Origin of the sequence: Variovorax sp. YR566, assembly GCF_051992195.1 — a bacterium.
Classification (GTDB): Bacteria; Pseudomonadota; Gammaproteobacteria; order Burkholderiales; family Burkholderiaceae_C; genus Variovorax.
Map to the genome: position 1 here is coordinate 1,105,293 of NZ_CP197092.1, position 20,118 is coordinate 1,125,410.

Here is a 20,118-nt window from a genome sequence, read left to right on the forward strand (position 1 = left end):
GGCACAGAGATGGGATTTTTTCTCGAAACGGTTTTCGGCGGCTTGATGGCAGGCATGCTGTATTCATTGATCGCCATCGGCTTCGTGCTGATCTACAAGGCCTCAGGCGTCTTCAACTTCGCCCAGGGAGCGATGGTGCTTTTTGCGGCGCTGGCGATGGCACGCTTCTCAACCTGGATTCCACAGTGGCTTGGCTTCGAGAGCCAGCTCCTCGCGAACCTGCTGGCCTTCCTGGCAGCGATGGCAGTGATGGTGGCGGTCGCCTGGGCGATCGAGCGGCTGGCCCTGCGGCACCTGGTGAACCAGGATGGCGTCACCTTGCTTATGGCCACGTTGGGCGTTGCCTACTTTCTTGACGGTCTCGGGCAGACGCTGTTCGGCAACGACATCTACAAGATCGATGTAGGCATGCCCAAGGAGCCGCTGATGGTTCTTGAGAGCACCTTTCAAGGCGGGTTGCTCCTGAGCCAGGAAGACCTAGTGGCTGCTGCCATTTCCACTTTGTTGGTCATCCTGCTCGCGGTCTTCTTCCAGAAGACGGCCACCGGGCGGGCCTTGCGCGCGGTGGCGGACGATCACCAGGCGGCGCAGTCGATCGGCATTCCGTTGAACCGCATCTGGGTGATCGTGTGGTCCGTTGCGGGGTTCGCCGCGCTGGTCGCGGGAATCATCTGGGGATCGAAGCTGGGCGTGCAGTTCTCGCTGTCGCTCGTGGCACTCAAGGCGCTGCCGGTGGTGATCCTGGGCGGGCTGACGTCCATTCCCGGCGCCATCGTGGGCGGTCTGCTGATCGGTGTGGGAGAAAAGGTGTCCGAGATATACCTCGGCCCTCTGCTGGGTGGCGGCATCGAGATCTGGTTTGCGTATGTGCTCGCGCTTGCATTCCTGCTGCTTCGTCCGCAGGGATTGTTCGGCGAAAAAATCATCGATCGCGTCTGAGGCACACCCCATGATCTACAACGAAAACGGTCAATTCAAATCGACGTACCGGGCGGACCAGCAGATCCTGCCGATCTCCCAGGATCGCATGTTCATCGCATGTGTTCTGGCCGTCGCGTTCCTGGCCATGCCCTGGCTGGCCTCCGAGTACTGGCTTCGCGCCATTCTCATTCCGTTCCTCATCCTGTCCCTTGCTGCGCTGGGGCTGAACATCCTCGTGGGGTACTGCGGCCAGATCTCGCTCGGGACCGGCGCGTTCATGGCGGTGGGCGCCTACGCGGCCTACAACATGCAGGCGCGGGTGGAGGGAATGCCCCTGATCCTCTCGCTGCTGGTGGGCGGTCTGTGTTCGACCGCGGTCGGCGTGCTGTTCGGCATTCCAAGCCTGCGGATCAAGGGGCTGTACCTGGCGGTGGCAACGCTCGCCGCGCAGTTCTTCGTCGACTGGTCTTTCCTGCGGGTTCAATGGTTCACCAACTACTCGGCATCAGGCTCTGTCAGCGTGTCGAACCTCCAGATCTTCGGCATGCCCATCAGCACGCCGGCACAGAAGTACATCCTGTGCCTGAGTGCCCTGGCGCTGTTCGCATTGATGGCCAAGAACCTGGTGCGCGGCGCCATCGGCCGGGAGTGGATGGCGATGCGGGACATGGACGTCGCAGCTGCCGTCATCGGCATCCGGCCCGTGTACGCAAAGCTGACCGCCTTTGCGGTGAGCAGCTTCATCGTGGGTGTCGCCGGTGCGCTCTGGGGCTTTGTCCATCTGGGCAGTTGGGAACCCAGTGCGTTCAGCATCGAGCGTTCGTTCCAGCTGCTGTTCATGGTGATCATCGGCGGCCTCGGTTCCATCGTGGGCAGCTTCTTCGGCGCGGCATTCATCGTGCTGCTCCCGCTTCTGCTCAACCAGATGCCGGCCCTGCTGGGTGTGCCGATCTCGACCACGCTCGCATCGCACCTTGAGGCGATGATTTTCGGCGCGCTGATCGTCTTCTTCCTGATCGTCGAACCGCACGGCCTCGCCCGCATGTGGGGCACCGCCAAAGAGAAATTGCGGCTCTGGCCCTTTCCGCATTGAGCCCCCTCCTTCCAACACAAACCAAGAGACAGTCAACAGCCATGTTCACGAAACAATTCATCTCTCTTTCGATCGCCGTTTCGGCGAGCCTGGTCTTCGCTCAGGGCAGCCTTGCACAGACGGCGCCGTCGTCGGCGCTGGTCAAGGAGCAGTTCGTTCCGTTGCTCGTGTATCGGACGGGTCCGTATGCACCGAGCGGCACGCCGTGGGCCAACGGCAAGCAGGACTACCTGAAGCTCGTCAACGAGCGTGACGGCGGCGTGAATGGGGTCAAGTTCACCTATGAGGAATGCGAAACCGGGTACGCAACCGACCGCGGGGTGGAGTGCTACGAGCGCCTCAAGGGCAAGGGCCCCACGGGCGCGACCGCATTCGATCCCCAGGCGACGGGCATCACCTTTGCGTTGACCGACAAGGCACCGCTGGACAAGGTCCCGCTCATCACGCCGGGATACGGTCGCTCCGAAGCGGCCGATGGCGGTGTCCTGAAGTGGAGCTTTCCGATCGCTGGTTCGTACTGGACGGCGGCCGACATCCTGATTCAGTCCCTCGGCCGCAAGGCAGGCGGGCTCGACAAGCTGAAGGGCAAGAAGGTGACCTTCGCGTACCACGACTCGCCCTACGGCAAAGAGCCGATCCCCGTTCTGCAGGAGCGCGCGCGCATGCATGGCTTCGATCTGCAATTGCTCCCGGTGACCGCGCCGGGCGTGGAGCAGAAAGCGACATGGCTGCAGATCCGCCAGGCGCGGCCGGACTACGTCGTTCTTTGGGGCTGGGGGGTGATGAACTCCACGGCCCTCAAGGAGGCACAAGCGACGGGTTATCCGCGTGAAAAGATGATCGGCGTGTACTGGTCCGGCACGGAGCCCGACGTCAAGGACGTGGGCGCCGGCGCCAAGGGCTACAGCGCGATCAACATGCAGAACCTTCTGGGGGGCACCAAGGCCACCGAGGAGATCCTCAAGCACGTGCATGGCAAGGGCCAGGGTACCGGGCCGAAGGAGGAGGTCGGCTCCATCCTCTACAACAACGGCATGATCATTTCGATGATCACCGTCGAAGCCGTTCGTCGCGCACAGGAGCGGTTCGGCAAGGGCAAATCCATGACCGGCGAGCAGGTCCGCTGGGGGCTGGAGAACCTGAACCTGGATCAGAAGCGACTGGATGCGCTGGGCTTCGGCAAGCTGAAGAGTCCGATCAGCACCTCCTGCAACGACCACATGGGCGTTGCCACGGCGCGCGTCCAGACGTGGGACGGCGCCAAGTGGCAGTTCGTATCCGATCCGATCGAGGCGGACATGGCGATCCTCAAGCCCATGATCAAGGCTGCCGCGGACAAGTACGCCGCCGAAAAGAAGATCGCGCGCCGTTCGCCTGAAGACTGCCAGAGCTGAAGAAAGAGGACGGCAATGAGCGTCGTGGCTTTCAAGGAAAAAAGCGCCGTGGCCGGCCCGCAGGCCGAGCCGCTGCTGGTCGTCAACGGGATCGAGGTGATCTACAACCACGTGATCCTCGTGCTCAAGGGGGTGTCGCTGACCGTCCCGCAGGGCGGCATCGTGGCGCTGCTCGGAGGCAACGGTGCCGGCAAGACTACTACGCTGCGCGCGGTCTCGAACCTGCTTGCCGGCGAGCGAGGCGCCGTGACGAAGGGCAGCATCACGCTTCGCAACGAGCGCATCGAGGCGCTGACGCCCGCCGATCTGGTCCGTCGCGGACTGGTGCAGGTGATGGAAGGGCGGCACTGCTTCGCGCACCTGAGCATCGAAGAGAACCTGATGACCGGCGCGTACACCCGCACCGACGGCAAGGCCGCGGTGCTGCAGACCCTGGAGAAGGTCTACGCCTACTTTCCGCGGCTCAAGACGCGGCGCGCCAGCCAGGCCGCCTACACCTCCGGCGGCGAGCAGCAGATGTGCGCCATCGGACGCGCGCTGATGGCCGACCCGAACATGGTGCTGCTCGACGAGCCGTCGATGGGGCTCGCGCCGCAGATCGTCGAGGAGGTCTTCGCCATCGTGAAAGACCTCAACGACAAGGAGCATGTGACCTTCCTGCTCGCTGAGCAGAACACGAACATGGCGCTGCAGTACGCAGACTATGGCTACATCCTCGAGAGTGGCCGGATCGTGATGGACGGCCCTGCCGCCAGCCTTCGGGAGAACGAGGACGTCAAGGAGTTTTACCTCGGCGTCGGTGGGGGCGATCGCAAGAGCTTCCGGGATGTGAAGAGCTACAAGCGAAGAAAGAGATGGTTGTCGTGACTGAAGCAAAGTTGGCCCCGGTGGCCGTGGCAAAGGGCTCGAGGGCCAAGCGGGCCAGTGGCCTGTACTTCGACGCGCTCGACGTGCGGGCTGTCTCGGAGCGCGAGCGTGCGCTCATGGCGGCCCTTCCCCGGCAGATCGCTCATGCGATGACGACGGCTCCCGCGTTGGGGCACATTCTTCGCGACGTGAACGCGTCTTGCGTGACGAGCCGCTCAGTGCTTGCCACGCTTCCAGTCGTACGAAAGCACGAAGACTTCATGGAACGCCAGGCGGCGAGAACTGCGCACGATCCCTTTGCGGGGTTCTCGGCGGTTGGATGGAGCGGCGTGCACGGACCATCCAGCGTGCGTCGGGTCTTTCAGTCACCCGGGCCCTTGTATGAGCCCGAAGGCCACGGCGGTGATTTCGAGCGCACAGCGCGAGCGATGTTCGCGGCAGGCTTCAAGCCCGGCGAGCTCGTGCACAACAGCTTCAGCTATCACTTGACCCCTGCCGGCGCCATGATGGAGGCGGGTGCGCTGGCCCTGGGTTGCGCGGTCTTTCCTGGCGGAACCGGCAATACGGATCTTCAGCTTCGGGCCATCGTGGATCTGCGGCCGACCTGCTATGTGGGAACGCCCAGCTTCCTGAAGGTGCTGCTGGAGCGCGCAGCGGCTCAAGGCATCGCGCGCCTGTCTTTCACCAAGGCGTTGGTTTCGGGCGAGGCCTTTCCGTCGGTTGCCCGAAGCTGGCTCCAGGAGCGCGGCATCGATGCCTACCAGTGCTACGTGACGGCCGAGCTAGGCCTGATTGCCTACGAGACGGCACCGCGTGAGGGCATGGTCCTTGACGAAGGGGTGATCGTGGAGATCGTGCGACCCGGAACCGGGGATCCGGTTGCGGAGGGAGAGATTGGCGAGGTGGTGGTGACATCGCTCAACCCGGACTGCCCGTTGATCCGATTCGGCACCGGTGACCTGTCGGCGGTGTTGCCGGGGCCCTGTCCCTCGGGTCGGACCAACGTTCGCATCCGGGGCTGGCTGGGGCGGGCCAATCAGACGGCAAAGGTGCGTGGCATGTTCGTGAGCCCCCAGCAGGTGGCAGAAGTTGCTCGCCGGCATCCTGAAGTTGGACGCACCCGTCTCGTGATCGGCGGAAGCAGCGCAAGCGCCTGGGAGCCCGATGCCATGACGCTGAAGGTGGAAGTGGTTAACGCTGCGTCCGGCCTGCACGAGTCGCTGGTGGCCAGCATGCGGGAGGTGACCAAGCTGCGCTGCGAGGTCGAGATCGTCGTGCCGAACAGCCTGCCGAACGACGGCAAGGTGATCGATGATCTGCGAGAGCAATGAGCGGTCTCGATCGCGACGATGCGGACAAACCCTGAAATGTCCAACAGCAGACATTTCAGGCTTTTCCAGCGTCCTACTGTCTCTATGCGCACTGACATTCAGCCGCACAAACCAGTAGGAGACAACTTCATGAAGAACCCGTTACTCACGGCCCCAATGGTCAGGGCGCGTGGCCCGTTCAAGCGTTCGCTTGCAGGGCGATCGACCTGGCGCGTACGCGCTGCCATGTCGACGTTTGTCTTGTTGACAGCAGCGTCCGGATGTGGAGGCGGTGGCGGCGGCAGTCCTGCTCTGACGTTACCAACGACCCCCCCGGCACCCGTATCGCCCGCACCGCCGGCCGGGCCAGTGGTGCCGGAGACTCCGCAAGTCAGTGCTGAGAGTCAGTGCCACGCGTTCGTCGGCCAAACCTTCGGGGATGCGACTGTGACGAAAGCCACTTTCGTGCCGACGACCGGCAATGTGCCCGAGTATTGCGTAGTGCTTGGTGAGATGGCGAAGGACCTGGACTTCGAGGTGCGCATGCCCACCGATTGGAACCATCGCACGGTGTTCATGGGCGGGGGGGGCTTCGACGGCGTCATTGCTTCGCCCGCCGTCTATCCCTCGGTGAGCCCTGATCTGGCCGTTCGCCGCTACGCGACGATTGCGACCAACCACGGTCACAACAGCACCAATGGAATGGATGCCTCGTGGGCACTCGACGATCAGATGTTCAGCGACTATGCGAATCAGTCGGTTCCAAGAGTGCTCGCGCCGGCGAAGGCGATTCTGAAGGCTCGCTATGGCAATGCCACTCAGAACACCAAGATCGTGTTCGAAGGCTGCTCTGGCGGAGGACGGCAGGCGTTGCTGCAGGCCCAGCGCAATCCCGAGTTGTTCGACGGGATCATTGCACGGGCTCCTGCCAATGCCTTCAACCCGCAGTTCCTCTCCTACCAAAAGGTCTTCAAGCAACTCGCGAAGCCGGGTGCCGCGCTGACTGCGCCCAAGATCAATGCCATCGCCAATGCCGTGTACGCGAAGTGCGATGGCCTCGATGGTTTGAACGACAGAATCATCGGTCGACCCGATGCGTGCAGCTTCGATCCTGCCGAGCTTGCTTGCACTGGCGCAGAGACTGACTCCTGCCTCACGCCGGCGCAGGTCGAGTCGGCGCAAACCATCTACTCGTCGACCAACGTGGCCAACGGCCGCTATGTCTGGCCGGCCTTTCCGCCGGGCGGCGAAGAGGGATCTTCATTCACGGGGTCGGAGTGGGGCGGTGCGACATCGAAGGGCTTGATGGAGGGCTACATCAAGTACATGGTTGCCCGGGATGGCACCATTGACCCTCTTCAGCTCGACCCTGCGCAGTACACCGCGCGGATCGACGAGCTTGTCTCTATGATGGACGCGACCGACCCTGACCTCAGCAGATTCAAGGCGCGCGGTGGCAAGTTGATTCTGTGGACAGGCCTGTCGGACTGGCTTATCACCGCGAACAATGCCACGGCCTACTATCAAAGCGTCGTGCAGAGGAGCGGCGGGCAGGCTGCTGCCGACGAGTTCGTCGAGTACTACACCGCGCCCGGGGTGGGTCACTGTGCACTTGGAAATGGAGCCGACAAGGTGGACTTGGCCGGTCCCATGTTCGAGTGGCTCGAGCAAGGCGTCGCGCCATCGAGTGCGCCGATCACCGCATCGACGCTGTTCGTGCTTCCGGGCACCACGTCCAAAAGCCGGCCTCTGTGCAGGTATCCCCAGTATCCGAAGTACATCGGCGGCGACCTCGATGCGGCCGCCAGCTTTGTGTGCGCGTCAAGCTAGCGTTTCCTGGCCGCCCGGGGAGGGCCGGGCTGTAGCGCTTTGAGAGCGAATCAGCTCGTGCGCGCGAAGTGCTGCAGGCCGGGCAGGTCAAGGATCTCGATGGTTCCGTAGCGGGCGCGCAGCAGCCCGGCCTCCTCCAGTTCGTGAAGGGCCTTGTTGGTGTTCTGCCGCGCAAGACCACTGAGGCGCGCGATCTCTTCCTGAGAGATCGCGAGCTGCTTGTTTGTGGAGGGGAAGAGCTGCGGATTGAACAGCTCCGACACACAGAAAGCCACACGCGCCGTGGCCTCCTGAAACCTGAAGGTCTCGACCAGGGAGACGTAATACGCGAGGCGTGCATTGAGTTGATCGATGACCCAGCGGCTGAAGAATGAGCTGTCGTCGATGAGCCACTGGAACGTGGCGCGCGGCAGGAATGCAACGCAGCTGTCGCGGATGGCAACCACCGCATAGGGCCTGGGTTCGCCCTTGATGACAGCGCCTTCACCGAACCATGAGCCGGACGGAACTCCCGAAAACGTGGTGCTTCGGCCGTCCTCGGCGACCTTGTCCACCTTCAGCATGCCCTCGACAACGCCCATCCAATGCACGGCGGGCTGGCCGAGAGCGCATATCGTGGCGCCGGCCTGGTACTCGCGTGCGAACGCGTCTCGGCTGACGCGGGCCAACTGCTCGTCAGTCAGTCCGGTGCTCCAGGTGGAAGACGAAAGAAACTCCTGCAATCGACTCGTGCCGGACATGGGTTGCGACAGATATAGCGGTATTGCTTTTATTTTCTGTCGCTGCGATGGGGATCGCAACAAGACCAACCCTACCCATGCAGGGGTGCGGTGCCCCCGAATTTCAGGGGCGGAAGCTGCCCTGTATGTCCTGTGCAAGACATTCACGGACAGCAGCCAAACCTAGGATCTCCTGCAGTTCGCGAACAAGTGCAAGGAGACAAATGCATCGACTATCCCATCCGCCCTCGCTCGACGACCAGGATCTGCGGCTTGCCGTCGACTGGGCGATCGTGTCGCGCCGCAGCGTGCGCGCTTTTCTGCCTCGCGATGTATCGAACGAGCAGGTCGCCGACATCCTGGACGTGGCACGCTATGCCGCTTCCGGGATGAACACGCAGCCCTGGCATGTGCATGTGGTGCGCGGCGCGGTCAAGGACCGGATCAGCGCGGCTATTGCAGAGATCGACAATGATCCGGAAAGAAGCGTCGCGCTGAAGGAGCCCTACGAGTACTACCCGGTAACGTGGACATCGCCGTTCGTCGACCGGCGCCGCAAGGTGGGGTGGGACCTGTATGGCCTGCTGGAGATCGAGAAGGGCGACAAGGCGCGCATGCACGCCCAGCACGGGCGGAACTACAGGTTCTTCGATGCGCCGGTGGGCCTCTTTTTCACCGTGGACCGGGTGATGGAGCAAGGAAGCCTCATCGACTACGGCATGTTCCTGCAAAGCGTCATGGTCAGTGCGCGAGCGCGCGGGCTGGACACCTGTCCGCAGGTCGCTTTCACGAAGTTCCATCGCGTGATTGTCGCCGAACTCGGCATACCGGACAGCCAGATGCTGGTGTGCGGCATGAGCCTCGGCCACGCAGACATGTCTCGTGTCGAGAACACCTTGGTGACGGAGCGCGAGCCGGTGGAACGCTTCACTACCTTTCACGACGATACGCGCAAGGAGGTCCGCTCATGAGCACAAGCATCTATGACAAAGGCCTGGACCGCACCGCGGCCAATTTCGTTCCGCTCAGCCCGCTGCGCTTTCTCGATCGGGCTGCCGATGTCTACCCGGATCGCACAGCAATTGTTCATGGCGAGCTTCGCCGGTCATGGGCGCAGACCCGCGAGCGTTGCTATCGCTTGGCATCTGCCTTGAGCAAGCGCGGCATCCGCCGCGCAGACACCGTTTCCATCATGGCGCCGAATACGCCGGCTATGCTGGAGGCCCATTTCGGCGTTCCACTCTCCGGTGCGGTGCTGAATGCGATCAACTCGAGGTTGGATGTAGAGGGACTCGCGTTCATCTTGCGGCACAGCGAGTCCAGGCTGCTGTTGGTGGACAGGGAGTTCGGTGCATTGGCGAAGCAGGCAGTTGCGCTTCTGGACAACCCGCCATTTCTCGTAGACATCAATGACCATGAAGCTCCGGACGGCGAGGCCGTGGGTGATTTGGACTACGAGACGCTCCTGTCCGAAGGAGACCCCGACTTCGATGGCGTGTGGCCTACCGATGAGTGCGAACCCATCGCGTTGAACTACACATCGGGCACCACGGGCGACCCGAAAGGCGTGGTGCCGAGTCATCGCGGCACCTATCTCATGAGCCTGTTGCAGCTGACCGACTGGGCCGTTCCCAAAGCGCCCGTCTACCTGTGGACACTGCCGATGTTTCATGCGAACGGTTGGTGCTTCACATGGGCCATCACCGCCGCCGCGGGTACGCACGTGTGCATGCGCAAGGTCACGGCGGCCGGCATTTACAAGGCACTCGCCGACCACAAGGCGGATCACTTCTGCGCGGCGCCCACCGTCATGGGCTTGCTGGTGAATGCGCGCGATGAAGAACGTCGGCCTCTCCCTGGCCGCGTGCGTGTTCTCACCGCCGGGTCGCCTCCGCCCGCCGCTGTGCTGGAGGCGGCAGCGGTGATGGGCTTCGACGTCGATCATGTCTACGGCATCACCGAGGTGAGCGGAACGCCGGTCAGTTGTGCGTGGCAACCGGCATGGGATGGGCTGAGCGCGGCCGAACGGGGGCGGCTCCAGGCCCGCCAGGGCGTTCGTGCCGCGGCGCTGGAGGGTTTGCAGGTCGTCGACCCCGAGACGATGCGCCCGGTGCCATTCGACGGAACCACTGCAGGAGAACTGGTGATCCGCGGGAACACCGTCATGAAGGGCTATCTGAAGAATACGGCTTCGACGCAGAAAGCCTTCGAAGGCGGCTGGTTCCGCACCGGCGACATCGCGGTGGTTCATGCCGATGGCTACGTGCAGATCACCGACCGATCGAAGGACGTGATCATCTCCGGCGGTGAGAACATCTCGTCCGTCGAAGTCGAGGACATTCTGCACCGGCATCCTTCGATCCTCTACGCGGCCGTTGTGGCGCAGCCCGACGAGAAGTGGGGGGAGGTGCCATGCGCTTTCATCGAGCTCAAGCCGGAGTCTCTCGGTCTTCAGGAATCCGAGGTCATCGCCTTCTGCCGTGAACGGCTGGCGCATTTCAAGTGCCCACGCAAGGTGGTGTTCACCGCGTTGCCAAAGACGGCGACCGGGAAGATCCAAAAGTTCAGACTTCGCGAGTTGGCCGGCAGCCAGTCCGCCATCACTCGCCTTGCCGATTTCTCCGTGCGTGGATGAGCGAGAAATTCGACCGAGTCGAAGTGGGTCACCGGTTCACCGGCGTCCATACCTTCGATGAGGCCCAGGTTCGCACGTTCGCGAGTGCGGCGGGCGACACCAATCCGTTGCATCACGATATCGCATTTGCCGAGGCCTCCCGATACGGTCGATTGATCGCCAGCGGAACGCACACAACGGCGCTGTTGCTGGGGCTGACGGCTTCGCATTTTTCCCGGATGCATTCGGTCGTGGGCATCTCGTTTTCCGTCGATCTGCACCGGCCGGTCTACGCCGATGCGACGGTCTGGATGGAATGGGAAGTCATTGCGGTCACGCACGGCGATCGCGGTTCACAGCGGGTGACGCTTCGGGGATCGATGCGTGACGAGGTAGGTGAAGAGTGCGTGGCTGCACGGGGCACCATTCGAGTCGGTGCGCCCATGAATATTTCAAATCAATAGGAGATCAGAATGCGAATTGAAGGCCATAGCGCGCTGGTGACGGGCGCGGCATCGGGGCTGGGTGCAGCCACAGCGAAGGCGCTCGCCAAGGCGGGTGCAAGAGTCGCCTTGCTCGACTTGAGCAAGGAGCGGGCTTCGCGGCTCGCGATGGAGATCGACGGCATTGCCGTCGAATGTGACGTGTCGGATGGACCTTCCGCGGAGCGTGCCGTCGCGGCCGCTGCGGCCGCGCACGGTCCTGCTCGCATCCTCGTGAACTGTGCCGGCATTGCGCCGGGCGCGAAGATCGTCGGGCGCAACGGCCCGATGGCGCTGGAGGAGTTCAAGCGCGCGGTGGACATCAATCTCGTCGGCACCTTCAACATGATCCGGCTTGCCGCTGCGCAGATGATGGCGCTCGAGCCGATGGAAGATGGCGAGCGGGGCGTGATCGTGAACACAGCGTCGGTCGCGGCTTTCGAAGGACAGGTCGGGCAATCGGCGTATGCGGCTTCGAAGGGCGGCGTCGTCTCACTCACGCTCCAGGCGGCGCGCGAATTTGCATCGGCGGGCATCCGCGTCTGTACCATCGCACCAGGCCTGTTCGAGACGCCGATGATGGCCGGGATGCCTGAATCGGTGCGCAAGAATCTGGCGTCAGTCACCCCGTTTCCTCAGCGGCTCGGCCGGTCCGAAGAGTATGCCGAGCAAGCACTCAACATGGTGCGCAGCGTCATGCTAAACGGTGTGACGCTCAGGCTGGATGGAGCGCTGCGGATGCAGCCGCGCTGAAGGCTCGCCGCTGCGATAAGAGAAGAGCGCTAAAGATGGCCGGCTCTAGTGCCCTGTCCCGCTGATACGTGAGCAAAGTCGATGCAGCTTCTCAAGGATCGAGTCGGCGGTGGCGGCCCACTTGAAAGGCTGGCATTCGGTGTTGTAGGCGGCAACGAAGCGATCAATACGTTGTACGAGCTGCTTGACGCTGGAGAATGAGCCGCGGCGGATGGTCTTGTCGGTGATGAGGGCGAAGAAGCGTTCGACCTGATTGAGCCAGGAGCTGTAGGTCGGAATGAAGTGAATGTGCCAGCGCGGGCGAGTCGCCAACCACGCCTTGATCTGCGCATGGCTGTGGGTGGCGTAGTTGTCGACGATGCAGTGGATGTCCAGCCCGGGCGGCACGGCCTTGTCAATCTCACGCAGGAACGACGGGAACTCCTGATGCCGATGGCGCGGCTTGCACGCCGCAAGCACCGCACCGTTGAGCACGTTCAGCGCCGCGAACAGCGTGGTTGTGCCATGGCGCTTGTAGTCGTGGGTGACGCCCTCGACATAGCCGAACCCCATGGGCAGCATTGGTTGTGTGCGCTCCAGCGCCCGGCACTGACTTTTCTCGTCCACGCAGATGACCAGCGCGTTGTCCGGTGGGATCAGATACAGGCCGATCACATCGCGCAGCTTCTCGATGACGAACGAGTCGTTGGACAGCTTGAAGCTGTCGGTACTCCTCGATGAATGGGAGGGGTGCTCGGGCGTGCGTGCCCGGAGGGCTTCGCATTCCAGCGCTTTGTACCAACTGCGCGATGGCGCAAGCGGTCGTCGCTCTCGTACCGACGAATCTGTGCCCTGCACGTCGCTGCGTGCCGTCGATGGGGACCTATCTATGGCAGGAAGGGCGTGCATGTTGATACTGTATGTTTATGCAGTATTTTGCGCTTTAGGCGCCACGCGCGCGGCCTGGGATATGCCATCGCGCCAATGGGTCTTAAGGGGGCCTTGGGGGCAGGCGGCTAGCCAATGGGGCGGGCTTGGCGAAGCCACCCAGCATTTCGGCGCGTAGCTGCCGGCCTATGGCGGGCATTGCCGGTTCCGCGGCCAGCCGAGTCGAACGGGTAAGAAGAGGTGGGATAGGCCCTCATTTCTGTGGGCAAGTTCTGAACTCTATTGTTCAACGATGAGCGAATCGCGTGGAAAATTTCGCAACTCTATTATTCTGTTTTGAACTCTATTAGCCCGTACCACACCCGCTTCGACGCCGCCATCGTCGACCTCGACGGCACCATGGTCGACACGCTCGGCGACTTCGCTGCGTCGCTGAACCGCATGCTCGACGACCTCTCGCTGCCGCATGTGACGCCTGCCGCCATCGAGACGATGGTGGGCAAGGGCTCGGAGCACCTGATTCATTCGGCGCTCGTGCATGTGATGGCGCCAGATGCTGCTGCCGATGCGAAGGCACGGGCCTTGTTCGACCGCGCATGGGAGCGCTACCAGCACCACTACCTCGCCATCAACGGACAGCACTCGGCGGTGTACCCCGGCGTGATCGACGGCCTGAAGGCGTTGCGTGCAAGCGGCCTGCGGCTGGCCTGCCTCACCAACAAGCCGACGTCGTTCGCAAAGCCATTGCTGGTCGACAAGGGCCTCGACGGTTTCTTCGAGCTGGTGTTTGGTGGCGATGCCTTCGAGCGCAAGAAGCCCGATCCGATGCCGCTGCTGAAGACCTGCGAAGCGCTGGGCACCACGCCCGCGCGCACGCTGATGATTGGCGACTCGAGCAACGACGCGCGCGCCGCACGCGCCGCGGGCTGCCCCGTCGTGCTCGTGACCTACGGCTACAACCACGGTGAACCGGTGCGCGGCGTCGATGCCGACGGCTTCGTCGATTCGCTGGCCGAGCTTCCTCCGGCTGCGTTGCGGTAGCGGCCCTTCTTATTGCTTGCCGAGTAGCGCGTCCTTCAGCTTCCAGTCGGCCGGGTTCGGCCCCAGCCAGATGCGCAGCAGCGCATTGAAGAAGGCCGGCTCCTTCACCGGGTCGGGCTGAGGCACGCCGCGCACCGTGATCACCGTGCCGGTGCCGGGAAGCCAGTCGATGGTGAAGGTGTCGCCGGTCTTCAGCTGTTTCTGGTCCGCGAACATCTGGCCCATGCGCAGCAGGCCCGGAATGAGGTTGACCATTTCGCTCTTGGGCGAGTTGTCTTCTACGCCCTTGGTGAAGAGCTTGCCGAGTTCGTTCGCGTCGATGTCGCGCAGCATGGTGATGGCCACGCGCTTGGGGCCCGGCGCGGCCAGTGCCTCTTCGGTGGTCGACACCTTCTTGCCCACGTACAGGCCGGCCGTGTAGACCTTGAAGATGGCTTTGTAGCGGATGCCCGCGCCATTGAGCACCAAGGGGCTGCCGCGCAGATCCATCTGGTCTTCCAGCTTGACGCCGGCCACGTCGACCTGCGCGGCCGAGGCGCCGAGGGCGGTGGCCAGGCAGGCGGCCAGGGCGAGGCGGGAGAAGAGCACGGTCGGAAGCGAAAGAGCGGTCAACGGAGTCTCCTTGGAGTTTTGCGAACGGTCGTGCGAATGTATCTTTTTGTTTTACGTTCACGGCTTCGGGGGAACCCTGAAAGCGGCCAATGAAGACGACCGTTGCACGCTTTGGCGTTTTCGTGGGCTAAACTCCGCGCCTCATATGTTCGTTCATCACATCATTCAAACAGGTGAAGGCAGCCGGGGAGCCTGGCCCTGGCGTCGCCATACTTCGCTGACTGTTTGATTGCACGGCGCACGCCGTGCGCCCGCGGTTCCGAGTCGATACACACTACGACGCCGGACCACCCGTGAATGACCTTGCCGCCGGCCGAAGGAGCGCCGCAGGCAAATGGAGAACGAATCCGTGATCACCGAACTTGAATTCAAGAGCCTCAGCGCCCAGGGCTACAACCGCATTCCGCTGATGGCCGAGGCCTTTGCCGACCTCGAGACGCCTCTTTCCCTCTACCTCAAGCTGGCCCACTCGCAGGGCGGCGGCAAGCACAGCTTTCTACTCGAATCGGTGGTGGGCGGCGAGCGCTTCGGGCGCTACAGCTTCATCGGACTGCCGGCTCGCACGCTGCTGCGTGCCAGCGGCTTCGGCGCCGAGGCCGTCACCGAAGTGGTGACTGACGGGCAGGTGGTCGAGACTGCAAAGGGCAACCCGCTCGACTTCGTGGCCGAGTACCAGAAGCGATTCAAGGTTGCGCTGCGGCCCGGACTGCCGCGCTTCTGCGGTGGCCTTGCCGGCTACTTCGGCTACGACACCGTGCGCCACATCGAGCGCAAGCTCGAAAAGAGCTGCCCGCCCGACACGCTGGGCTGCCCCGACATCCTGCTGCTGCAGTGCGAGGAGCTGGCCGTCATCGACAACCTGTCGGGCAAGCTTTACCTCATCGTCTATGCCGATCCGAAGCAGCCCGAGGCCTATGCCGTGGGCAAGCGCCGCCTGCGCGAGCTGAAGGAAAAGCTCAAGTACTCGGTGAGCGCCCCCGTCGTGAAGCCCACGCAGCCGCATCCGCCGGAGCGAAGCTTTGCCAAGGCCGATTACCTCGCGGCCGTCGAGCGCGCCAAGGAAATGATTGCCGCCGGCGACTTCATGCAGGTGCAGGTGGGCCAGCGCATCAGCAAGCGCTACACCGAGTCGCCGCTGTCGCTGTACCGCGCGCTGCGTTCGCTGAACCCGTCGCCCTACATGTACTACTACAACCTCGGCGACTTCCACGTGGTGGGCGCTTCGCCCGAGATCCTGGTGCGCCAGGAAAACACGGGCGAGGGCGAGCAGAAGATCACCATCCGCCCGCTGGCCGGCACGCGTCCTCGTGGCGCATCGATCGAGCTCGACAAGGCGGCGGAGGAAGAACTCATCAACGACCCGAAGGAGCGCGCCGAGCACGTGATGCTGATCGACCTCGCGCGCAACGACATCGGCCGCATCGCCAAGACCGGCACGGTGAAAGTGACGGAAGCCTTTGCGGTGGAGCGCTACAGCCACGTGATGCACATCGTGAGCAACGTCGAAGGCACGCTGAAGGACGGCATGACCGCCATCGACGTGCTGAAAGCCACGTTCCCGGCGGGCACGCTGACCGGTGCGCCGAAGGTGCATGCGATGGAGCTCATCGACCAGTTGGAGCCGACCAAGCGCGGGCTGTATGGTGGCGCGTGCGGCTACATCAGCTACGCGGGCGACATGGACGTGGCCATCGCCATTCGCACCGGCATCGTGAAGGACCAGATGCTGCACGTGCAGGCCGCGGCCGGCGTGGTGGCCGACTCGGTGCCCGAGCTGGAGTGGAAAGAAACTGAAGCCAAGGCGCGCGCACTCCTGCGTGCCGCCGAACTGGTCGAGGAAGGCCTGGAATGAGCACCGCACCCGATATTCAGAACGACTTCTCGCACGAGATCATCGGCGCGGCCGTCGAGGTGCAGCGCGTGCTCGGCACGGGGCTCGACGAAGGGGCCTATGCGGCTGCGCTGGCCATCGAGCTCGCCGAGCGCGAGATCGGCTTCACGCGCGACGTGGCGCTGTCGGCCAGCTACAAGGGCCGCTCGCTCGGCGAGGTGTACCGTGCGGGCTTCGTGATCGAGCAATCTGTCATCGTCGAACTCAAGGCAGTCGACGTGCTGACCGACCTGCATCGCGCGCAGGTGCTTGCCGCGCTGCGCCTGTCGGGCCTCAAGCTGGGCCTTCTGATCAACTTCAACGTGTTCCCCGTCGTCAAGGGCGTGCACCGGATTGTGAGCAAGCCATGAAACTGCTGATGATCGACAACTACGATTCCTTCACCTACAACATCGTCCAGTACTTCGGCGAGCTGGGTGCGGACGTGCAGGTGCACCGCAACGACGAGATCACGGTGGAGCAGATCGGCGAGCTGATCGCCTCCGGCGTGACGCGGCTGGTGGTGTCGCCCGGGCCGTGTTCGCCTGCTGAGGCGGGTGTTTCGGTGGCGGCCATCGAGGCCTTTGCGGGCAAGCTGCCCATTCTTGGCGTGTGCCTGGGCCACCAGGCCATCGGCGCGGCCTTCGGCGGCAAGATCGTGCGCGCGCAGCAGCTCATGCACGGCAAGACCAGCGAGATCACGACCACGCAAGAAGGCGTGTTCGCGGGGCTGCCCGAGAAGTTCATCGTCAACCGCTACCACTCGCTTTCCATCGAGCGCGAGAGCTGCCCGAAGGCACTGGCTGTCACCGCATGGACCGATGACGGCGAGATCATGGGGGTGCGGCACACCGGATTCGCGCATGACGTGCGCATCGAAGGCGTGCAGTTCCATCCCGAATCCATCCTGACGGAGCACGGCCACGCCATGCTCAAGAACTTCCTGGACTGAGCCACCATGACCGATCGCACTTCCCTCGTCGACCTGCGCAGCGACACCGTCACGCAACCCACGCCCGCGATGCGGGAGGCCATGATGGCGGCGCCGCTGGGCGACGACGTCTTCGGCACCGACCCGAGCGTCAATGCGCTGCAGGAAAAGATTGCCACGATGCTGGGCTTCGAGGCTGCGCTGCTCGTGCCCACCGGCACGCAGAGCAACCTGTGCGCGATTCTTTCGCACTGCGGCCGCGGCGACGAATACATCGTCGGCCAGCAGGCGCACTGCTATCGGTGGGAAGGCGGCGGCGCGGCGGTGTTCGGCAGCGTGCAGCCCCAGCCGCTCGACCACGCGCCCGATGGCACGCTGCCGCTGGCGCAGATCGAGGCGGCCATCAAGCCCGATGACGCGCACTTCGCGCGCACGCGGCTGCTGGCGCTGGAGAACACGCTGGGCGGCAAGCTGCTGCCCTTCGAGTACGTGCAGGCTGCGACCGATCTGGCGAAGAGCAAGGGGCTGCAGCGGCATCTGGACGGCGCACGGCTCTTCAATGCGGCGACCGCGCAGGCGGCGTTGAACAAGCGCAGCGACATCCGCGCGGAGGCGCGCCGCATCGCGCAATGCTTCGACAGCGTGTCGGTGTGCTTCAGCAAGGGGCTGGGCGCGCCCATCGGCTCGGCGCTGGTGGGATCGCGTGAATTCATAGCACGCGCACATCGCATTCGCAAGATGGCAGGCGGCGGCATGCGGCAGGCCGGGCTGCTGGCTGCGGCGGCTTCGCATGCACTCGATCACCATATCGATCGCCTGGCCGACGACCACGCATTGGCACAGCGGCTTGCACAAGGGCTCGAAGGCATCGAGGGCCTGACGGTCGAGGCGCCGCACACGAACATCGTGTTCGCGGATCTCACCGGGGCTGCGCAGGCGCGTTCGTCGGAACTGATCGCGAGCCTGAACCAGCAAGGCATCCTGGCGACGGGGCTTTACCGGTTGCGCTTCGTGACGCACCTCGACGTCGATGCCGCCGGCGTCGACCGGGCCGTCGCCGCGATCCGCGCCTTCTTCAACGCCTGAGCCCGGCGAGGACGCGATGCCTGATCTTCCCCATCTGCTCGCTTTCATCGCCGCCGGCTGGCTGCTGAACCTCACGCCCGGGCCCGACGTGCTGTACGTCGTGACGAATTCGCTGCGCTCCGGCGTGCGCGCCGGCATCGTTGCGGGGCTGGGCGTCACGGCCGGCTGCTTCGTTCACATCTTTGCCGCCGCAGTCGGCGTCGGCACCCTGATGGCGACATCGGCGGCGGCCTTCACGGTGCTCAAGTACATCGGTGCGGCGTACCTGCTGTATCTGGGCGTGCGCATGCTGCTGTCGCGCGCGGCGCCGCCTGCGGATCTCGACAAGGCGGCCGCCGATGCGGGCGGGGAGCGCAGTCTCAAGGCGATCTTTCTGGGGGGGTTCTGGACGAACGTGTTGAACCCCAAGGTCGCGCTGTTCTTCCTGGCCTTCGTGCCGCAGTTCATCGCGCCGGGCACCGGCAACAAGGCGTTGGCCTTCGTGCTGCTGGGCGTGCTGTTCAACCTCAATGCCATTCCCGTCAACGTGGGATGGGCTTTGGCAGCAGGCTGGATGGCGCACCGCAGCGCCGTGCAGAAGGGCATGCACTGGCTCGACCGTGCTGCCGGCGTGCTTTTCATCGGCTTCGGCCTCAAGCTCGCGTTCACCGACGCGCCTGCCGTTCGCGTCGGCCGCTGATTCACTCTCGAGGAGACTTTCCATGATCACCCCCCAGGAAGCGCTGCAGCGCACCATCGAACACCGCGAAGTCTTCCACGACGAGATGCTGCACATCGTGCGCCTCATCATGAGCGGCGAGTGCTCGCCCGTGATGATGGCCGCGCTGATCACCGGCCTGCGCGTGAAGAAGGAAACCATCGGCGAGATCACCGCCGCCGCGCAGGTGATGCGCGAGGTGTCGACCAAGGTGCCCGTCGCGGACACGACGCATCTCGTGGACATCGTCGGCACAGGCGGCGATGGCTCGCACACATTCAACATCTCGACCTGCTCGATGTTCGTGGCGGCCGCGGCGGGCGCCAAGGTGAGCAAGCACGGCGGTCGCAGCGTGTCGAGCAAGTCGGGCAGCGCCGACGTGCTGGAGTCGCTGGGCGTGAACATCAACCTCAAGCCCGAGCAGATCGCGCGCTCGATCGAGGAATGCGGCATCGGCTTCATGTTCGCGCCGAACCACCATCCGGCGATGAAGAACGTCGCGCCGGTGCGCAAGGAGCTCGGCATCAAGACCATCTTCAACATCCTTGGGCCGCTGACCAATCCGGCCGGCGCGCCGAACATCCTGATGGGCGTGTTCCACCCCGACCTCGTGGGCATCCAGGTGCGCGCGCTGCAGCGGCTCGGCGCCGAGCATGCGGTGGTGGTCTACGGGCGCGACGGCATGGACGAGATCTCGCTCGGTGCCGCCACCATGGTGGGCGAGCTGAAGGACGGCGAGATCCGCGAGTACGAACTGCATCCCGAGGACTTCGGCTTCCAGATGTCGAGCAACCGCGCGCTGCGCGTGGAAACGCCCGAGCAGTCGAAGACGATGCTGCTGGGCGTGCTCGACAATCAGGCCGGCCCTGCGCTCGACATCGTGCTGCTGAATGCTGGCGCGGCACTGTATGCGGCGAACGTGGTCGATTCGGTGCAAGCGGGTGTGGAGCGCTCGCGCAGCGCCATCGCCTCGGGCGCGGCGAAGGCCAAGCTGGCCGAGCTGATCAAGGCCTCCACGACAGTCTGAGTCC

19 protein-coding genes and 1 pseudogene are annotated in these 20,118 nt (G+C 63.8%); 17 read left to right on the forward strand and 3 right to left on the reverse strand.

Features of this window, described 5'->3' with window-relative positions; translation table 11 throughout:
- The first annotated feature begins 9 nt into the window (after nt 1-9).
- The 6 genes from ACTG4X_RS05095 (at nt 10) to ACTG4X_RS05120 (ending at nt 7,415) form a co-directional block, all read left to right on the forward strand.
- Complete coding sequence (locus tag ACTG4X_RS05095) at nt 10-939, forward strand: branched-chain amino acid ABC transporter permease (RefSeq protein ID WP_007836506.1); 930 nt, start codon at nt 10-12, stop codon at nt 937-939.
- Nucleotides 940-949: 10 nt separating this feature from the next.
- The gene (locus ACTG4X_RS05100) at nt 950-2,014 is read left to right on the forward strand and encodes a branched-chain amino acid ABC transporter permease (protein ID WP_440533338.1); all 1,065 of its coding nucleotides are present in this window, start codon (nt 950-952) and stop codon (nt 2,012-2,014) included.
- 41 nt (nt 2,015-2,055) lie between these two features.
- Complete coding sequence (locus ACTG4X_RS05105) at nt 2,056-3,408, forward strand: ABC transporter substrate-binding protein (protein WP_440533339.1); 1,353 nt, start codon at nt 2,056-2,058, stop codon at nt 3,406-3,408.
- Between the two features lie 15 nt (nt 3,409-3,423).
- A complete protein-coding gene (locus ACTG4X_RS05110) occupies nt 3,424-4,275 on the forward strand; it encodes an ABC transporter ATP-binding protein (protein WP_093208970.1) in 852 nt (283 codons plus the stop codon).
- On the forward strand, nt 4,263-5,606 hold the full coding sequence (locus ACTG4X_RS05115; RefSeq protein ID WP_007836514.1) for a phenylacetate--CoA ligase family protein: 1,344 nt from the start codon (nt 4,263-4,265) through the stop codon (nt 5,604-5,606). The genes ACTG4X_RS05110 and ACTG4X_RS05115 overlap by 13 nt, the downstream gene beginning before the upstream one ends.
- A gap of 426 nt (nt 5,607-6,032) precedes the next feature.
- Nucleotides 6,033-7,415 (forward strand): tannase/feruloyl esterase family alpha/beta hydrolase, encoded by a 1,383-nt coding sequence (locus ACTG4X_RS05120; RefSeq protein WP_237726145.1) that lies wholly within the window; start codon nt 6,033-6,035, stop codon nt 7,413-7,415.
- A gap of 50 nt (nt 7,416-7,465) precedes the next feature.
- Here ACTG4X_RS05120 and ACTG4X_RS05125 read toward each other — a convergent pair whose 3' ends face one another.
- Nucleotides 7,466-8,155 carry a Crp/Fnr family transcriptional regulator gene (locus tag ACTG4X_RS05125; RefSeq protein WP_007836516.1) on the reverse strand — a complete coding sequence of 230 codons (690 nt, stop codon included), beginning with the start codon at nt 8,153-8,155 and terminating at the stop codon, nt 7,466-7,468.
- Between the two features lie 203 nt (nt 8,156-8,358).
- On the opposite strand from ACTG4X_RS05125, the gene ACTG4X_RS05130 reads away from it, so the two are divergent.
- Genes ACTG4X_RS05130 through ACTG4X_RS05145 form a run of 4 tightly spaced genes read left to right on the forward strand, consistent with a single transcriptional unit; the run spans nt 8,359 to nt 11,983 of the window.
- Nucleotides 8,359-9,105: a nitroreductase gene (locus ACTG4X_RS05130; protein WP_440533340.1), complete on the forward strand. Its 747-nt coding sequence runs from the start codon at nt 8,359-8,361 to the stop codon at nt 9,103-9,105.
- Nucleotides 9,102-10,769, forward strand: a complete 1,668-nt coding sequence (locus tag ACTG4X_RS05135; RefSeq protein WP_007836519.1) for an acyl-CoA synthetase — start codon at nt 9,102-9,104, stop codon at nt 10,767-10,769. The genes ACTG4X_RS05130 and ACTG4X_RS05135 overlap by 4 nt, the downstream gene beginning before the upstream one ends.
- A complete protein-coding gene (locus ACTG4X_RS05140; protein WP_007836520.1) occupies nt 10,766-11,212 on the forward strand; it encodes a MaoC family dehydratase in 447 nt (148 codons plus the stop codon). Before ACTG4X_RS05135 ends, ACTG4X_RS05140 begins: the two co-directional genes overlap by 4 nt.
- Before the next feature lie 9 nt (nt 11,213-11,221).
- Complete coding sequence (locus ACTG4X_RS05145) at nt 11,222-11,983, forward strand: SDR family NAD(P)-dependent oxidoreductase (RefSeq protein WP_007836521.1); 762 nt, start codon at nt 11,222-11,224, stop codon at nt 11,981-11,983.
- 45 nt (nt 11,984-12,028) lie between these two features.
- On the opposite strand, the pseudogene ACTG4X_RS05150 reads toward ACTG4X_RS05145, so the two are convergent.
- Nucleotides 12,029-12,691 (reverse strand): annotated as a pseudogene (locus tag ACTG4X_RS05150) (IS630 family transposase); the annotation flags it as partial.
- A 558-nt stretch (nt 12,692-13,249) separates the two neighbouring features.
- Between ACTG4X_RS05150 and gph the strand changes: the two are divergent.
- Nucleotides 13,250-13,891, forward strand: a complete 642-nt coding sequence (gene gph / locus ACTG4X_RS05155; RefSeq protein WP_440534361.1) for a phosphoglycolate phosphatase — start codon at nt 13,250-13,252, stop codon at nt 13,889-13,891.
- Between the two features lie 9 nt (nt 13,892-13,900).
- Here gph and ACTG4X_RS05160 read toward each other — a convergent pair whose 3' ends face one another.
- Nucleotides 13,901-14,503, reverse strand: coding sequence for a chalcone isomerase family protein (locus ACTG4X_RS05160; RefSeq protein ID WP_093077145.1), 603 nt, complete (start codon nt 14,501-14,503; stop codon nt 13,901-13,903).
- Between the two features lie 349 nt (nt 14,504-14,852).
- Here ACTG4X_RS05160 and trpE point away from each other — a divergent pair, with 349 nt between their 5' ends.
- Genes trpE through trpD form a run of 6 tightly spaced genes read left to right on the forward strand, consistent with a single transcriptional unit; the run spans nt 14,853 to nt 20,114 of the window.
- The gene (gene trpE, locus ACTG4X_RS05165; RefSeq protein ID WP_093058806.1) at nt 14,853-16,355 is read left to right on the forward strand and encodes an anthranilate synthase component I; all 1,503 of its coding nucleotides are present in this window, start codon (nt 14,853-14,855) and stop codon (nt 16,353-16,355) included.
- Nucleotides 16,352-16,744 carry a GxxExxY protein gene (locus tag ACTG4X_RS05170; protein WP_093058807.1) on the forward strand — a complete coding sequence of 131 codons (393 nt, stop codon included), beginning with the start codon at nt 16,352-16,354 and terminating at the stop codon, nt 16,742-16,744. Before trpE ends, ACTG4X_RS05170 begins: the two co-directional genes overlap by 4 nt.
- The gene (locus ACTG4X_RS05175; RefSeq protein ID WP_093058808.1) at nt 16,741-17,325 is read left to right on the forward strand and encodes an aminodeoxychorismate/anthranilate synthase component II; all 585 of its coding nucleotides are present in this window, start codon (nt 16,741-16,743) and stop codon (nt 17,323-17,325) included. Before ACTG4X_RS05170 ends, ACTG4X_RS05175 begins: the two co-directional genes overlap by 4 nt.
- Nucleotides 17,326-17,331: 6 nt before the next feature.
- Nucleotides 17,332-18,390: a low-specificity L-threonine aldolase gene (gene ltaE / locus ACTG4X_RS05180; RefSeq protein ID WP_440533341.1), complete on the forward strand. Its 1,059-nt coding sequence runs from the start codon at nt 17,332-17,334 to the stop codon at nt 18,388-18,390.
- 16 nt (nt 18,391-18,406) lie between these two features.
- A complete protein-coding gene (locus tag ACTG4X_RS05185) occupies nt 18,407-19,069 on the forward strand; it encodes a LysE family translocator (RefSeq protein WP_440533342.1) in 663 nt (220 codons plus the stop codon).
- A 22-nt stretch (nt 19,070-19,091) separates the two neighbouring features.
- Nucleotides 19,092-20,114 (forward strand): anthranilate phosphoribosyltransferase, encoded by a 1,023-nt coding sequence (gene trpD, locus ACTG4X_RS05190; RefSeq protein ID WP_093174957.1) that lies wholly within the window; start codon nt 19,092-19,094, stop codon nt 20,112-20,114.
- Nucleotides 20,115-20,118 lie beyond the last annotated feature (4 nt).